This window comes from Mycobacterium sp. AZCC_0083, from assembly GCF_014202335.1.
Taxonomy (GTDB): domain Bacteria; phylum Actinomycetota; class Actinomycetes; order Mycobacteriales; family Mycobacteriaceae; genus Mycobacterium.
This window is the reverse complement of sequence record NZ_JACHGP010000006.1, coordinates 93,323-107,652: the sequence shown is the minus strand read 5'-3', so window position 1 is coordinate 107,652 and position 14,330 is coordinate 93,323. Positions and strand designations below refer to the sequence as shown.

Here is a 14,330-nt window from a genome sequence, read left to right as displayed (position 1 = left end):
CTAAGAGGCAGCGCCGGAAGCTAACGCTTCGGCCCGTGATTTCAGGTTGCCCGCCAGGTGCTCGAGCGCGTCATTGACCATCTTCTTCACCATTGGCTGGGGCACCGGCATCGTCGTCTCGACGTCGAGGTCGACCGTCAGTAGCGCGGTCGGCCCCATGGCGACCACGGAGAACAGCTGCTCCTGCTTGGAGAACAGGTCGCCCTTCTGCATGACGGTCTGAATCTGGTTCTCGCCCGGGTAGTAGACGGCCTGGATGTAGCTGATGTCGAAGCCCGACACGGCTGCGTCGAGGCGCAACTGGCTTGGCCGGCCGTCGTCGTAGCGGGCCAGCACCCAGACGCCCTTCACCTCTTCGTTCCATTGCGGATAGGACTCGAAGTCCGCGACGATCGCAATGATCGAATCGGCAGAGGCAGAAACCTCCAGGGTCTTGCTCACGATCGGCATCAGACGAGCATATCGACCGCCATCCACGCGAACGGAGCCCAGTGAACCATCCCAAGAACACACCCATGCGGGTGGCGATCCTCGACGACTACCAGAACGTCGCGCTGACGTCGGCGGACTGGTCACCCGTGGCGGCCCTTGCCGAGATCACCGTGTTCACCGACCACGTCTCCGATCCGGACGAACTGGTCGAGCGCCTAGCCCCGTTCGACGCGCTCATGGTGATGCGGGAGCGAACCCCGTTGCCACGCAACGTCATCGAGCGACTGCCTCGGCTGAGGATGATCGCGTCGACCGGCGCGTTCAACGCGTCGATCGACATGGATGCGGCTGCTGACGCCGGCATCCACGTCACGCACACCACGGGCACGGTCGCGTCGACCGTCGAGTTGACCTGGGCGCTGATCCTCGGCGCGTCGCGCCATCTCGTCACAGAACGGCAGGCCGTGGCCGACGGCGGATGGCAGACGACCGTAGGGCGTGAACTGGATCGTCGCGTCCTCGGCGTCTTGGGCCTCGGCCGGATCGGAAGTCGGATCGCCAAGATCGGTGTGGCGTTCGGTATGGACGTGGTGGCGTGGAGTGCGAACCTGACCGCCGACGCCGCCGAGGAGTCCGGCGCCCGCTACCTGCCGCGTGATGAGTTCTTCGCCACCGCTGACGTCATCTCCATTCATCTGAAGCTCAGCGAGCGTTCCCGCGGTCTGGTCGGGGCCGCCGAACTCTCGGCGATGAAGGAGACTGCCCTGCTGGTCAACACGTCGCGCGGGCCGATCGTCGACGAGGCGGCGCTGATCGACGCGCTTCGATCCCGGTCCATCGCCGGTGCCGCGCTCGACGTGTTCGACGTCGAACCGCTGCCCGCCGGCCATCCGCTGCGCACCCTCGAAAACGTGCTGGCGACACCGCACATCGGATACGTCGCCGACCGCCCTTACCGGCTGTTCCACCGTGACGCCGCCGCTGCCATCGCCGAATGGCTGGAGCGCTCCTAACGCCCTATTCGACCACAGCCGGTTCCAGCAGCGCGCGGATGGCTTCGGGTATGGGGACCGGTCTGCGGGTCGACCTGTCCACGTAGACGTGCACCCAGTTGCCGACCGCCGCGACGGCCATGGGCGCGTCGGTGGTCCCCGGCGCGAAGACCGCAAGGCGGTAGGTGACGCTGCTCGTCCCGAGCCGCGTCACCGCGAGTCCGACGACGAGCGGGTCGGGGAACTTCAGCTCGGCGAAGTAGCGGCACCCGGACTCGGCGACCACGCCCAGCCACGGCGCGGTGATCGGCTCGATGTCGGTGCTGGTGTTGATCCAGGCGTTGATCGCGGTGTCGAACAGCGCGTAGTACACGGCGTTGTTGAGGTGGCCGAACATGTCGTTGTCCGTCCAGCGCGTGTGCACCGGCCAGTGCACCGGGAAGTCACTCCAGGTCAGATCTTTTTCGGCACCCGTCATGCGTTTTAGTCTGTCCCCCTGCACTTCGGGCGGAGGCACCCCCTCTTCGCGCGAGCGCTCATCGCCATCACGACGGGCACTGGCAGTCTGGTGGTCATGAAGATCCGCGGAGCCGTCCTCGAACGGATCGGCGCACCCCGCGACTACGCCCGATCGCGGCCGTTGACCATCGCCGACCTCGACCTCGAGCCGCCGGGGGACACCGAGCTGCTCGTCCGCATCGAGGCGGCGGGGTTGTGTCACTCGGATCTGTCGGTGGTCGACGGCAGCCGGGTCCGGCCGGTGCCGATGCTGCTCGGCCACGAGGCCGCGGGAATCGTCGAAGCGGCAGGCGCTGCGGTGAACGACGTGGCCGTAGGGCAGCGCGTCGTGATGACGTTCCTGCCGCGGTGCGGCGACTGCACCGCCTGCGCCACCGACGGTCTGGCGCCGTGCCTGGCGGGCAGCGCCGCCAACGGCGCGGGCACGCTGCTGTCCGGCGGGACCCGGCTGACGCGTGACGGTACCGAGGTGCTGCATCACCTCGGTGTGTCGGCGTTCGCCACCCACGCCGTCGTCGACCGCCGCTCGGTCGTATCGGTCGACGCCGACGTGCCTCCGGTGGTCGCGTCGCTGCTCGGGTGCGCGGTACTCACGGGAGGCGGCGCCGTGCTCAACGCAGGGCGCCCCCAACCCGGGCAGACGGTCGCCGTCGTAGGCATGGGCGGAGTCGGCATGGCGGCAATGCTGACGGCGCTGGCGCACGACGACGTCCACGTCGTCGCGGTCGACCAGGTACGCCACAAGCTGGACCGCGCGCTGGCCCTCGGGGCACACGAGGCGTATCCGCCGGATCACTTGGGCGACCTCAAGGCAGCGGTCGTGATCGAGGCAGCGGGACATCCGTCGGCGTTGGAGACGGCGATCGGCCTCACTGCGCCAGGGGGACGAACCGTCACCGTCGGTCTGCCGCATCCCGACGCCCGAATCAGTCTGTCGCCGTTGGGTTTCGTCGCAGAGGGGCGGTCGTTGATCGGCAGCTACCTCGGCTCAGCTGTGCCGGCAAGGGACATCCCTCGGTTCGTGGAGCTGTGGCGCTCCGGCCGCCTGCCGGTGGAGTCGTTGGTGTCGTCCACGATCGAGCTGGACCAGATCAACGAGGGCATGGACCGCCTCGCCGACGGGCACGCCGTCCGGCAGATCATCGAGATGTCCTAGTGAGTCGTTGAGGCCGTCGCGACGACACCGATTCGATGAATGACGCGCAAGGTGCCGTGTACCGTCGATGGGGCTGACCGAAGGCGGGAACAGATGTGGGGTAAGCGTCCGGACATGATCGTGCGGGACGGTTCGCCGTTCAACGCCGAACCGCCGTCAACAGCGTTGGCGGGTAGTGAGATCACCGCGATAGATACCTTTTACAGCCGCAATCACGGTCCCTTTCCCGACATCGCGCCCGAGCAGTGGCGCCTGCAAGTTGACGGCATGGTCGACACACCGCGCACCCTGACCTACGAGCAACTGATCAACGGCTTCAGCGCCCACTCGGTGGCGGCGACTCTGGCCTGCGCCGGTAACCGGCGAGCGGAGCTTCTAGCGGTCCGCCCGATACCCGGCAAGGACCCTTGGGCGCACGGTGCCATCTCGACGGCCGAATGGCGCGGCGCGAGGCTGGCGGACGTCCTCGACGCGGCAGGAGTCCACCACGGCGACGGTTTGCACGTTGCGTTCGGCGCACCCGACGTGGCGCCAGAAGCCGTCCCCGTCCAGTCGTATGGCAGCTCGATTCCGTTGGGCAAGGCCATGTCCGAGGAAGTGCTGCTGGCCTGGGAGATGAATTCCGAACCTTTGCCGCGGGTCCACGGTGGCCCGGTGCGGGTGGTGGTGCCGGGCTATGTCGGGGCTCGCAGCGTCAAGTGGGTGAACGCCATCAGGGTGCAATCGGTTCCTTCGGAGAACTACTTCCAAGCCAGCGACTATCGCATTCTGCCGCCCGAGGCCGACCCCGACACCGTGGCGCCGGGCGAGGGCATTTCATTGTCGTCGTTGCCGCTCAACTGCGACATCCTGGTCCCCGACGATGGCGCTGAGATTCCTGCCGGCCCGGTGACGATCCGCGGGTGGGCGCTCGCCGGTGACGGCCGCGGCATCGGCCGCGTCGACGTGTCCCTCGACGGGGGCAGCACATGGCGTCAAGCCGACGTCGAACCGGCGAGCAGCCGGTGGGCATGGTGGTTCTGGTCCCTGACCGTGGAGGTTCAACCGGGACCAATGGGTCTGACCGCGCGGGCCTGGGATGACACCGGCGTCACGCAACCGGAATCGCCTGCACAGCTGTGGAATCCGCGAGGATACGGCAACAACGCCTGGGCCCACATCAACGTCTCTGCGGGATGACGGCGCCAGCCTGCCCGCGCGTCCACGACCCGATCGTTCACTGCGAGATTTCCTCGAGTCGCCGGCCCGTCGCCCGCGGTCCGGGCAGGGCGACGAGGCCTGCGAGCAGACCCGTGACGGCGATCGTTGCGAATCCCTCGAAGAATGACCATTCGCGTACGACGACGGGCAAGAGCAGCGCGCCGACTGCGCCACCGATGTGGCCGATGCCGTCGGACAGCGCGAATCCGCTAGCGCGCCTACGGGTCGGAAAGCTCTCGGCCGTGAATGTGTAGGCGACTTGAAGGTATGACCCCAGGGCAGGTTAGTGGTGCGGATGGAGCACGGAGCCACAATCATGCCGTTTGGTCTAGAACCAGTCGTCGACCATCTCCAACGTGGTGCGGTCCAGACTCTCAAGCAGGTCCAGTTGTGGTGCGGTCCTTGGCAGTTCGTACCTGAAGAAGAACCGCGCCGCCTGCCGCTTGCCATTATAGAAAGCGCTGGAGAAGTCGCCGCTTGCCCTCTCGGCGGCGACGAACTGCTCCAGCCAGATCCAGGCGACCACGATGTGCCCGAACGCCTCGAGGTAGACCGCGCTGTTGGCCAGCGCGGCCTCGACGTCGCCAGAGCCGAACATCCCCGCCGTGACGGCGACGAGCCGTTCCCACGACGCCCGCAACCGCGTGGCCAGCTCGGCGGCCTCGCCACCGACCGCGGTGGCCTCGGCCACGGATGCGGAGACCGCTTTGCCGAGCTCGGCCAGACTGGCGCCACCCTGTTGAGTCACCTTGCGGCCCAACAGGTCCAGGCTCTGGATACCGTGGGTGCCCTCGTGGATCGGGTTGAGCCGGTTGTCGCGATAGTGCTGTTCGACGTCGTACTCGCGGGTGTACCCGTAGCCGCCGTGCACCTGGATCGCCAGGTCGTTGGCGGCAAGACACCACTGCGACGGCCAGCTCTTGGCCACCGGGGTGAGGATGTCCAGAAGGTGCGTCGCCTGCGCGGACTCCTCGGCGGACTCCGGGCCGTGTTGCAGGTCGATCAGCCGTGCGCAGTACAACGCCAGCGCCAGCCCGCCCTCCACATAGCTCTTCTGCGCCAACAGCATCCGCTTGACGTCGGGATGCTCGACGATCGCGATCTGAGGTGCCGACGGATCCTTGGCGGTCAGGGGCCTGCCCTGCGGGCGCTCCCGCGCGTACTGCAGTGACTTCAGGTAGCCGGTGTAACCGAGGGACACCGCACCCATTCCGACACCGAGGCGGGCCTCGTTCATCATGTGGAACATGTAGGTCAGGCCGCGGTGTGGTTCGCCGACCAGGTAGCCGACGGCGCCGGTTTCGCCGCCGGGGTTGAACGTCCCGTCGCCGAAGTTGAGCACGGTGTTGGTCACGCCCCGCTGGCCCATCTTGTGATTCAGCCCGGCCAGTGCCACGTCGTTGCGCTCGCCGATCGAACCGTCCGGGTTGACCAGGAACTTCGGCACGATGAACAGCGAGATGCCCTTGGTCCCAGCCGGACCGCCGGGAATCTTGGCGAGCACCAGGTTGACGATGTTCTCCGACATCTCGTGCTCGGCGCCCGAGATCCACATCTTCGACCCGAACAGGCGGTAGGTGCCGTCCTCGCGGGGTTCGGCGCGGGTGAGGACGTCGGCCAGCGACGAGCCGGCCTGCGTCTCCGATAGCGCCATCGTGCCGGTGAACCGGCCTGCGAGCATCGGCTTGACGAAGGTCTCGATCTGCTCGTCGGTCCCGAACTTGCCGAGCAGATTGGCGTTGGCGATGGTCAGCATCAGGTAGCCCGACGTGCTGACGTTGGCTGCGGACAGCCACGCGAAGGCCGCCTGCGCCACGCACATCGGCAACTGGGCGCCGCCGAGGCGCTCGTCGGCGCTCATCCCGAGGAGATCGGCCTTGGCGAACGCGTCCAGCGCCTCCTTGACCTCGTCGATGACGATGACGCGAGTGCCGTCGAACGTGGGTTCGTTGGCGTCGCTCTTCTTGTTGTGCGGGGCGAAGTACCGGGTCGCCAACTGCTCGCACAGATCGAGCACGCCGTCGAACGTCTCGCGGGAGTGGTCGGCGAACCGCTGCCGCTTGGTCAGCTCGTCGACGTGCAGCCACTCGTACAGCAGGAAGTCGAGATCGCGTCGCGACAACAGGTTGGACTTCATGGGTCCCATCATCGCCGAGACTGCTGGCAGATCGCGAAATTCACAGAGTCGGCGATCTGGCGGCAGTTCCGATGTTGGGCCGCAGCGGCGTACAGTACGTTCAGTTCGTACTGAACGTACTGTGCGGAGGTTTGGATGTCACCGGAAGAAGCCGAGTTCGTCGACCGGCTCGGTCTGTTCATGGAACGGCTCGGCGCGACGCGGACGATGGGGCGGGTCTATGGCTGGCTGTTGATCTGCGATCCGCCGCGGCAGTCGCTGACCGAACTGGCCGAGGTGCTGTCGGTCAGCAAGGCCTCGGTCAGCACGGTCGCCCGCCAACTGCAGGAGGGCGGGATGATCGAGCGGCTGCCAAGTCCTACCCGCCAGCACCACTACCGCGTCACGCCGGGCGGCTTCAGCAGCGTGCTCGACACGCAGCTGTCCCTGATGAAGCCCGGCATCGACGTCGCCGACTTCGGCCTGTCGCTGCTTGGCAAGGACCGCGCCGAGCAGCGCGAGCGGCTCGAAGACTTCCGGGACTTCTGTCAGTTCTCCACACAGGACTACCGCGATGAGTTGATGCAGCGGTGGAACGTCTACCGCGCCGACAGGAGGAAGAGATGACGACCAAGGTTGACTTCAGCTCCGTCGGTTGGCGTTCCGTGGAGTGGACGAACTTGGTCACCTTGTACTTTCGGGCATACGAAAGCCGTTCGCCCCGACCGATTTTGGGTGACCGTGCGGCGGCAGATGCCGTCGACCGCATCGACTACGACTTCAAGCGGATACACCGAGCGACGCAGCCGTGGGCGAACCAGTTTCTGGTCGCGTTGCGCGCCAAGAAGCTCGACGCCTGGACGGCCGACTTCATTCGCCGCCACCCCGACGCCGTCGTGCTGCACCTCGGCTGCGGGCTGGACACCCGGGCATTCCGGATCAACCCGCCCCCGACCGTGCGGTGGTTCGACCTCGATCAGCCTGGCGTCGTCGAACTCAGGCGCAAGCTGTACGACGAGACGGACGCCTACCGCATGATCGGCTCGTCGGTGACCGATCCCGGGTGGCTCGACCAGATACCGGCCGGCCGGCCGGCCGTGGTCGTCGCCGAGGGGCTGCTGATGTACATCACCGAACGCGAAGTCAGGGAAGTGTTCGCCCGTCTCATTGATCGGGTCGGTCACGGCGAGCTGCTCTTCGACGCGACGTCGCCGTCCGGCCCGCGGCTCTCGAAGCTCTTCACCCACGGAATCGTCAAGTGGGGCCTTCGCGACGCCCGCGACATCGAAGGATGGAATCTCGGGCTGCACTTCGTCGAGCAGGCCTCCACCATCGCGGGCTACGAGGCGATTCCGTACACACCACAGCGGTTGCTTTATCGGCTGATGTACGCAACCCCGGTCCGTAACTACGACGTGCTGAACCGCTTCGCCTTCTAGCGCGACGGGCCCGTGGCTTCAACGCCTTCTACGTCGATGCCCAGTGGCGATTCCGCCCGCACCGCCTCGTCCTTGATCAGGCCGCGCAGCAGGGCGGTGCTGAACTCGACGGCGATCTCCTGCGCCGTGCGGCGGCCCTGCGGCCGCAGCCACCGGTAGGAGCCCAGCGTCATCCCGATGTAGCCGAGCGCCAGCACGTGCGAGTCACAGTCGTAGAACTCGCCGCTGGCGATGCCGCGGTCGATGACGTCACGCATGTGTTCGTACACCGACGTTTCCGCCTTGCGGATGTAGGCCACCTGCTCCTCGGTGAACCACTCGGTGATGTACGGAGCTTCCTGGAAGTACACGGCCCCGCGCTCGATGTCACTGGCGATGCCAACGAGCAGGCGGCGGGTGAAGTGATAGATCATCTCGCGCGCGCTTGCGGATGGATCGTCATGCAGCGCGCCCACGGTGAAGTCGGCGGCACTCTTGCAGATGTCGAACAGAATCAGCGACTTGCTCGCGTAGTAGTGGTAGACCGTGGCCTTGTTGAGGCCGACCGCGTCGGCGACGTCGTCCATCCGGGTGCCGTGATACCCCCGCGCGGCGAAGAGCTTCGTGGCTACCGCAAGCAGCTCCTCGCGACGGGTCAACCCGTTCGAAGGTGGTTCCGTGGACATGGCGACTCACTATATGCAGGCCGGGACTTCGCCCGGGTACCAATCAACTGGTTGGCCAGTGTAGGCATTCGACGCCATCCGGTGTCGCTCGCGGGGTCCCTGGGACTAGACTTCTATCAAAGTCGCTTCGCTGGGAGGTACTGATGGATCCGAATCCGGACTACGACGCGAGCGACGAGATCGAGTACTTCTTCAACTGGTTCCCCTGGGCGCTGCGCGGCGTCTACCCACCTCCCGCGTATCCGCCGGTCTAACTCCGGGCTCGTACTTCATCCGTCGCGGTGTTTGCCCAGTAAACGGATTCATGCGCGGCTGACGCCCATTTGGCTCGTCATCGGTCGCTGAAACGACCTCGCACGGAGCCTCTCCGCATCCGCGGCGGGACATCACCGTCGTTCTCCGCCCCACCGGCGGTGCCTGCGACTTCGTGCCGTGCCCCACGGCAGCGCGTCACCGCCTGGAAGCCGGGCCGACGGATCTGTACGTCCGCAGCCGGACTCCGAAGGGCGTCGCATTCTGGCACACCGATGCAAGTTGCGGAGCATGCCACGCCGAACGGCATTTGCGGCTGCAACTAGTCTGCATGATCTGTGGATCGCAGGACACTACGCTAACTAATTCGCTAAAAGTGCATGATTTGCGCGAATGTCAATATTTGGTTAACGGCAAACGACCACTGTGCTACCTATTTTCGGCCCGGCTAGATAACTGCCCTACCGAAGTGGCTAGCCGTTGCTGGAACGCCGGAGCACCGTTACTCTCCTGCTATGTCAATCTTGACGACACGCTTGGCGCGCCCGTCGGGTGACTCATGTCCGCCGACGAATGCCCGGCCGACCGACTTCTCCCGTCGCCGCCTCCTGGCGCAAATCGCGAACACCACCATCGTCATGCGCCAGTGCTCGAGCCTGACGGCCGCTGCCGTCGCGTTGCTCGATCCCGCTGTCCCCGGTGCGGCGCACACCGTGCTCATGATGGGTCTGGCGGGGTGGGCCATCTATCGACTGGTCACCAGATCCGGGTCTGCCATCGCCACCGCGGGCGACGTGGCATGGCTCGTTGTCATCGGCGCCGCAATTCCCGTGCTGGCCACCCCCGACGAGTTCTTCGGGATGGCGAGTATCCCGCAGACCGTGGTCGCTGTCTCGATCGGCACTCTCGGAGTCCAGCTTCCCGCGCTGTGGTCGGCGACGGTACTGGCGGTCGGTATCTGCGCGTACGTTTCGGGCGCGTCCGCGGTGGTCGGCTGGGGTGGTGCTCTTCTCTTCCACGACCTCCTTTCGATCGTGGTCGCGTGGACCGTGTCGGTGCTGCTTCGGCTGGCGATCGAGCGGGTGGCTCGGACGGCGGATCAAGCACACCAAGATCGACTGGCCGCCGAAGTCGCCGCCGGCGTCGCCCAGGCACGCCGCAACTCAGACCGAGAACAGTTGGCGATGCTGCACGACACTGCCGCGGCAACTCTGTTGTTGGTCGCGAATACCCCGCACGTTCCCCTAGAGCGGGTGGCGGCCCAGGCGTCTCGTGACCTGATGGTTCTTCAGGCGCGACCTGTCATCGATCACTGCGCTCCCGTCGACGTCATTCGACTACTGCGGGACGATTCGACGTATCTGGACGTGCCGATCTACTTCACGGGCCTCGATCATCTGTGGTTGGACGCCGAGCCGGCCCACGCACTCGTCGCCGCCAGTCGGGAGGCACTCAACAACGTCGACCGCCACGCCGACGCGAATTCCGTGACCATCTACGCGGGTAGGCATCGCCTCGACATCACCGACGACGGTAGGGGCATCAGCACCGGGACGTCGCGGGGTCACGGAATAGACCAATCGATCGTCGCCCGGATGCAGCGCGTCGGCGGCCGCGCCTTCGTCCACTCGGCGCCCGGCGGCGGTACCACCGTCGAACTTCAATGGCGGTCCGACGACGAGGAATTGATCTCGGCCGGTTCCAGGGACGACGACGAGTTGGAGCGCAACCTGTGGTCGAGGTACGGACTCGCGCTTACCGTGTCCAACATCCTCGTCGTCACCGTCGGGTTGTGGCACGCCTTGTCGGCCAACATTCAGATGCCCGCGGTGCAGATCGGGCTGGCCGTCGCCGTCGCGCTGTGCGCCCTATCGGCACCCCTGACTGTCCGGCACGGCGGGCGGTGGGTGCTCCCGGGCGTCGTCGCGACCCTGACAGGTATCGCAATCGTTCAACAAGCGACGCTCAGCGAATCTGAGGTTGTCTACGCGAGCTGGTCGCAGGCGGCCGTCGGCTTCTGTCTCCTGCCGCATCTGCTGCGAAGCCCATTCGCAAGGGGCCTGGCGTTTCTCCTGACCCTCTGGATTACTCCGGCCGTCATCGTCCTGACCCGAGTACCGACAGTCCATATGGTGTTGGCCTTCGCAGTCGGGGCAGCCGCGTTCCTCGTCCCGCAGATTGCGGCTTTCTCGTTCATCACCTCGGTACGGACCTCACTCCGTCTGGCTCGACGCGAGAACGCGACACGCCTGCGCCTGGAGGCGCGAGTAGGCGTCGCGGAGGCCATGGCAAGCCAACGCGACCGGCGTTACTCCGACACTGTGGCTCGCCTCGTCCCGCTGCTTCGGACGCTGTCGCAACGGGGCCCGATCACCGAGGAACTTCGCCGTCAGGCTCGTGCGGAATGTCGCAGGCTTCGGGCACTATTCGATGAGTCCGGACCGGAGTCAACGCTGTTGTCGAAGCGCATCCAATCGTTGATCGGCGAGGCCGAGAGGCGAGGACTGAACGTCACGGCGCACGTCGACGGTGACCTTCCGACGATGTCGCTCGATACTGCCGAACGCGTGCTGCACCACATCGACGCCGCGCTCGACCGGGCGTCTACGTGGGCGCGAATAGTTCTGATTTCCGCGCACGCCGAAGTCGAATTGAGCGTGGTGTGCGACGTGGCGAGCAAGCGAAGCCCCGTGCGGCAACCATCCGGGGGTGCGGAAGTCGTTGTCGACAAAGACACGATGTGGATGACACTACGTGCAGGATGAAGACAGAATCGGGGGAATTGGTGGGGGCAGGGGGAAATACCGACACTACGTCGGTGGCAGTCGTGGATGATCACGACGCAATTCAGTTGGCGGTCCAAATCTGGTGCCAGGAGACGAATCCGCCGATCTCGATCGACGCGGGCTACCGTTCGACGACGGAGTTCCTCGCCACTCATCAGGATGGCTCGCTGGCGGTGGTCGTCTTCGATCTCGAGCAGAGCCAACACCGGCCCGATTTCGCGGGCCTCGAGAAGGTCGCCGCGATGGGACACCGGGTCATCGTCTACTCCCATCTCGCTGGCGACGAGGTGATCCTGCGCTGTCTGGAATTGGGCGCAGTCACGTTCATCGTGAAATCAGAGGGACGGTCTCATCTGATCGACGCCATGCGCGCCGCCCTTGTCAATGAGCCGTACGTGGGCCCGAAGATGGCCAAGGCGATCTTTCACGACAGGAGCGTGGGTAGGCCCAGGCTGGCTCCCCGCGAACAAGAGGTACTCATCGCGTGGTTCCAGACCGAGAGCAAGGATCTCGTCGGCCAGAAGCTGAGGATCTCCTCCACGACAGTCCGGACTCACCTGCAGCGCGTACGCGCGAAGTATGCGGCCGCGGGTCGTCCGGCGCCGACCAAGTCCGCCTTGGTGGCGCGGGCGATTCAGGACGGGATCATCTTCCTCGACGATCTGTAACCGCCTTCCGGTGTCGTCGAGATCGAGGACTGCGCGGGCAGATTCGTAAGTAACTCGAGTCGACCAAAATGACTGGCGACGGCGCTGACAACGCCGAGCCCCGAGTTGGTCGACTGCCACGCATCGCTCAGCGCGGAATCCACCGTTCCTCGATGACTGGTGGCCAGTGCCACGCCATGTCGGGCGCGCACGGTGAAACTGCCTGGACCATCCCCGAAGACGGCTCCCACGACCTCGTGATCGTCGAACACCAGGCGCCGCAGGGGACCAACCGTGCGCATCTCGACGCCCTTCTCCCGGGCCCGCGTCAGCAGCCAGGCGGATAGCGACATCTCCAATGGATTGCGCGGCGGAGAAACGAGATTGCTGATCTCGAGCCGTTCACCGGACGCCTGCACGTACTCCTTTGCTCCCGGAATGCTGATCCGGCTGTAGAGCACGCCGTACGGCGAGCTGAGGCAAATGCGGGTCCACCGCAGAAGGTTGGCACCGAAGAACGGAGCTACGGTGCCCGACGATGTCCGCGAACGATTCATCGGATCGTCGACGCGACGGAGGTTCACCGCACACGGCTCTGGCGAAGATCCTGGTGGGCCGGCGTCATCAGTGAGGGCGTGCAGGTACGCCATCGTCGCATCCGACAGTCTCTCTTCACTCCATACAGCTCGCAGGGCGCTCGCCCAGGTCCTCGGACGTGCCGACCGGTCCGCTCGTCTCCCCGCGTGACGGCATTCGGCGACGAGCACCGTCATGCCTGCGTCGGCCGCCGAGATGGCGGCGCCGAGCACCGCCGGACCCGACCCGACGCACAGCACGTCCACCTCCGTGTCGAAACGCTCCACCGCGTCGTTGTTACCCGTGCTTGGACCGCGTGAAAGCCCCTGTGCTCGCCGGTGATACCAGCGTCTCCCCCAATTGAACATTCACACCGCAGTTGTTGGGCCGACGAGCACGGCGGAGTTGTACCCGCCCATGCCCATCGACGTCTTGAGGGTGATGCCGCCGTCGAACGACGTGAGCCCATCGAGCAGACGTGGGTGGGCCGCGCTCACGATCGGGGCGGCCGGGATGACGTCGCGTTCGTAGGCCATCACTCCCGCGGCGAGTTCCACCGCTCCCGCACTGGCCAGGCAGTGACCAAGGAGTGGCTTGAGTGCGTACAGAGACGGTTGGTCCGTGCCGAAGACCGCCTCCAGGAACGCTAGTTCGGCGGTGTTGCACTGCTCGGTTCCGGTGCCGTGCGCGTTCAGATACCGCACGGCCTCAGCGTGTACCCCGGCATCGTCCAAGGCCTCGGTCACACAGCGAATCGCTTGCGCGTGAGAGGGATCCATGCCGGTGGCGTGGTAACCGTCGCTGGTCATCGCTCCGCCAAGGAACGCCGCGTAGGGATCGCTGGATCGCGACGACAAGACGAAACCCACCGCCGCCTCGCCAGGCGGAAAGCCACGACCACCCTCTTGGAAGGGTCGACACGCCTCCTGCGGTTCGATGTCCACGACGGCGGCACCCATGCCTGCGAATCCGGCCACCACCTCCGGAGTGAACGAGAGGTCCGCCGCGATCACGACGACGTCGTCGGCCTTCCCGGTGTCCAACCACTGCTTGGCAGTCAGCATCGCGTTGTTGGAGGAGGAACAGGTGGCCGACACCTCGAACGACGGGCCGTGAAACCCGAACTCCTTCATGAACATCGCCGTGGGCGTCGACGGGAAGGCGCGGACGAAGTCGCGCGAACGACGCGCGTTTCCTCGGCTTACCTCGCGCCATGCGTACATGTCGTTGAAGCAGCCCGCATAGAGCACGCCGACCCGTTCTCCCGGTGTCCATCCCCGCATTCGGGCGTCTGCCACTGCCTCGCGTCCCGACGCCATGAATGCTCGGCCGAACAGCCCGTCGCCGTCGGCCGGATCACCGCCTTCGGGCACGCGCGCGAGCCACGCGGAGTCGGCGCCGCCGTCGCCGAAACCGCCGAGGAGTCGGGCCGCGGACTTACCGCTGCACAGTCCGTCCCAGAACACCTCCCTGCCCCAGCCGTATCCGGTGACGAGACCTAGACCGGCGACGCCGATGTGATTGTGTGACATAGTTTTTCCTTAGTGTCG

Annotated in this window: 15 protein-coding genes; 8 read left to right on the top strand and 7 right to left on the bottom strand. The window is 65.8% G+C overall.

What is annotated here, in order from left to right:
* The gene (locus tag HNP02_RS16130) at positions 1–450 is read right to left on the bottom strand and encodes an SRPBCC family protein (RefSeq protein ID WP_184440157.1); all 450 of its coding nucleotides are present in this window, start codon (positions 448–450) and stop codon (positions 1–3) included.
* Between the two features lie 65 nt (positions 451–515).
* On the opposite strand from HNP02_RS16130, the gene HNP02_RS16125 reads away from it, so the two are divergent.
* On the top strand, positions 516–1,445 hold the full coding sequence (locus tag HNP02_RS16125; RefSeq protein ID WP_184440764.1) for a D-2-hydroxyacid dehydrogenase family protein: 930 nt from the start codon (positions 516–518) through the stop codon (positions 1,443–1,445).
* 4 nt (positions 1,446–1,449) lie between these two features.
* Here the strand turns inward: HNP02_RS16125 and HNP02_RS16120 are convergent, their stop codons facing one another.
* Positions 1,450–1,902, bottom strand: coding sequence for a thioesterase family protein (locus tag HNP02_RS16120; protein WP_184440155.1), 453 nt, complete (start codon positions 1,900–1,902; stop codon positions 1,450–1,452).
* 96 nt (positions 1,903–1,998) lie between these two features.
* Here HNP02_RS16120 and HNP02_RS16115 point away from each other — a divergent pair, with 96 nt between their 5' ends.
* Both HNP02_RS16115 and HNP02_RS16110 read left to right on the top strand, forming a co-directional pair.
* The gene (locus tag HNP02_RS16115) at positions 1,999–3,099 is read left to right on the top strand and encodes an alcohol dehydrogenase catalytic domain-containing protein (protein WP_184440153.1); all 1,101 of its coding nucleotides are present in this window, start codon (positions 1,999–2,001) and stop codon (positions 3,097–3,099) included.
* 93 nt (positions 3,100–3,192) lie between these two features.
* On the top strand, positions 3,193–4,278 hold the full coding sequence (locus HNP02_RS16110; RefSeq protein WP_184440152.1) for a sulfite oxidase: 1,086 nt from the start codon (positions 3,193–3,195) through the stop codon (positions 4,276–4,278).
* A gap of 37 nt (positions 4,279–4,315) precedes the next feature.
* Here HNP02_RS16110 and HNP02_RS42760 read toward each other — a convergent pair whose 3' ends face one another.
* Both HNP02_RS42760 and HNP02_RS16105 read right to left on the bottom strand, forming a co-directional pair.
* Complete coding sequence (locus tag HNP02_RS42760; RefSeq protein ID WP_255506590.1) at positions 4,316–4,450, bottom strand: hypothetical protein; 135 nt, start codon at positions 4,448–4,450, stop codon at positions 4,316–4,318.
* Between the two features lie 177 nt (positions 4,451–4,627).
* The gene (locus HNP02_RS16105; protein WP_184440151.1) at positions 4,628–6,436 is read right to left on the bottom strand and encodes an acyl-CoA dehydrogenase; all 1,809 of its coding nucleotides are present in this window, start codon (positions 6,434–6,436) and stop codon (positions 4,628–4,630) included.
* A 135-nt stretch (positions 6,437–6,571) separates the two neighbouring features.
* On the opposite strand from HNP02_RS16105, the gene HNP02_RS16100 reads away from it, so the two are divergent.
* Together HNP02_RS16100 and HNP02_RS16095 are read left to right on the top strand one after the other, a co-directional pair.
* Positions 6,572–7,042, top strand: a complete 471-nt coding sequence (locus HNP02_RS16100; RefSeq protein ID WP_184440149.1) for a GbsR/MarR family transcriptional regulator — start codon at positions 6,572–6,574, stop codon at positions 7,040–7,042.
* Entirely contained in the window at positions 7,039–7,854 is an 816-nt protein-coding gene (locus HNP02_RS16095; RefSeq protein WP_184440147.1) for a class I SAM-dependent methyltransferase, read from the top strand. The genes HNP02_RS16100 and HNP02_RS16095 overlap by 4 nt, the downstream gene beginning before the upstream one ends.
* Here the strand turns inward: HNP02_RS16095 and HNP02_RS16090 are convergent.
* The gene (locus HNP02_RS16090; RefSeq protein ID WP_184440146.1) at positions 7,851–8,519 is read right to left on the bottom strand and encodes a TetR/AcrR family transcriptional regulator; all 669 of its coding nucleotides are present in this window, start codon (positions 8,517–8,519) and stop codon (positions 7,851–7,853) included. The two genes, HNP02_RS16095 and HNP02_RS16090, sit on opposite strands and share 4 nt — an antisense overlap.
* A gap of 140 nt (positions 8,520–8,659) precedes the next feature.
* Between HNP02_RS16090 and HNP02_RS42755 the strand changes: the two genes are divergently transcribed.
* The 3 genes from HNP02_RS42755 to HNP02_RS16080 all read left to right on the top strand — a co-directional run bounded on the left by HNP02_RS42755 (position 8,660) and on the right by HNP02_RS16080 (position 12,225).
* Positions 8,660–8,773 (top strand): hypothetical protein, encoded by a 114-nt coding sequence (locus HNP02_RS42755; RefSeq protein WP_369798370.1) that lies wholly within the window; start codon positions 8,660–8,662, stop codon positions 8,771–8,773.
* A 513-nt stretch (positions 8,774–9,286) separates the two neighbouring features.
* Positions 9,287–11,536 (top strand): sensor histidine kinase, encoded by a 2,250-nt coding sequence (locus HNP02_RS16085; RefSeq protein ID WP_184440144.1) that lies wholly within the window; start codon positions 9,287–9,289, stop codon positions 11,534–11,536.
* A gap of 53 nt (positions 11,537–11,589) precedes the next feature.
* Positions 11,590–12,225, top strand: a complete 636-nt coding sequence (locus tag HNP02_RS16080) for a LuxR C-terminal-related transcriptional regulator (RefSeq protein WP_309241576.1) — start codon at positions 11,590–11,592, stop codon at positions 12,223–12,225.
* On the opposite strand, the gene HNP02_RS16075 is transcribed toward HNP02_RS16080, so the two are convergent.
* Both HNP02_RS16075 and HNP02_RS16070 read right to left on the bottom strand, forming a co-directional pair.
* The gene (locus tag HNP02_RS16075) at positions 12,192–13,067 is read right to left on the bottom strand and encodes a hypothetical protein (RefSeq protein WP_184440139.1); all 876 of its coding nucleotides are present in this window, start codon (positions 13,065–13,067) and stop codon (positions 12,192–12,194) included. The genes HNP02_RS16080 and HNP02_RS16075 overlap by 34 nt on opposite strands.
* A gap of 81 nt (positions 13,068–13,148) precedes the next feature.
* Positions 13,149–14,312 (bottom strand): beta-ketoacyl synthase N-terminal-like domain-containing protein, encoded by a 1,164-nt coding sequence (locus tag HNP02_RS16070; protein ID WP_184440137.1) that lies wholly within the window; start codon positions 14,310–14,312, stop codon positions 13,149–13,151.
* Between the last annotated feature and the right edge of the window lie 18 nt (positions 14,313–14,330).

Coding starts and splice junctions, on each gene's coding strand:
- HNP02_RS16125 (WP_184440764.1), top strand. CDS start 516: ATGCGGGTGGCGATCCTCGACGACTACCAGAACGTCGCGCTGACGTCG.
- HNP02_RS16110 (WP_184440152.1), top strand. CDS start 3,193: ATGTGGGGTAAGCGTCCGGACATGATCGTGCGGGACGGTTCGCCGTTC.
- HNP02_RS16115 (WP_184440153.1), top strand. CDS start 1,999: ATGAAGATCCGCGGAGCCGTCCTCGAACGGATCGGCGCACCCCGCGAC.
- HNP02_RS16105 (WP_184440151.1), bottom strand. CDS start 6,436: ATGAAGTCCAACCTGTTGTCGCGACGCGATCTCGACTTCCTGCTGTAC.
- HNP02_RS16085 (WP_184440144.1), top strand. CDS start 9,287: ATGTCAATCTTGACGACACGCTTGGCGCGCCCGTCGGGTGACTCATGT.
- HNP02_RS16070 (WP_184440137.1), bottom strand. CDS start 14,312: ATGTCACACAATCACATCGGCGTCGCCGGTCTAGGTCTCGTCACCGGA.
- HNP02_RS16090 (WP_184440146.1), bottom strand. CDS start 8,519: ATGTCCACGGAACCACCTTCGAACGGGTTGACCCGTCGCGAGGAGCTG.
- HNP02_RS16095 (WP_184440147.1), top strand. CDS start 7,039: ATGACGACCAAGGTTGACTTCAGCTCCGTCGGTTGGCGTTCCGTGGAG.
- HNP02_RS16130 (WP_184440157.1), bottom strand. CDS start 450: ATGCCGATCGTGAGCAAGACCCTGGAGGTTTCTGCCTCTGCCGATTCG.
- HNP02_RS16100 (WP_184440149.1), top strand. CDS start 6,572: ATGTCACCGGAAGAAGCCGAGTTCGTCGACCGGCTCGGTCTGTTCATG.
- HNP02_RS16120 (WP_184440155.1), bottom strand. CDS start 1,902: ATGACGGGTGCCGAAAAAGATCTGACCTGGAGTGACTTCCCGGTGCAC.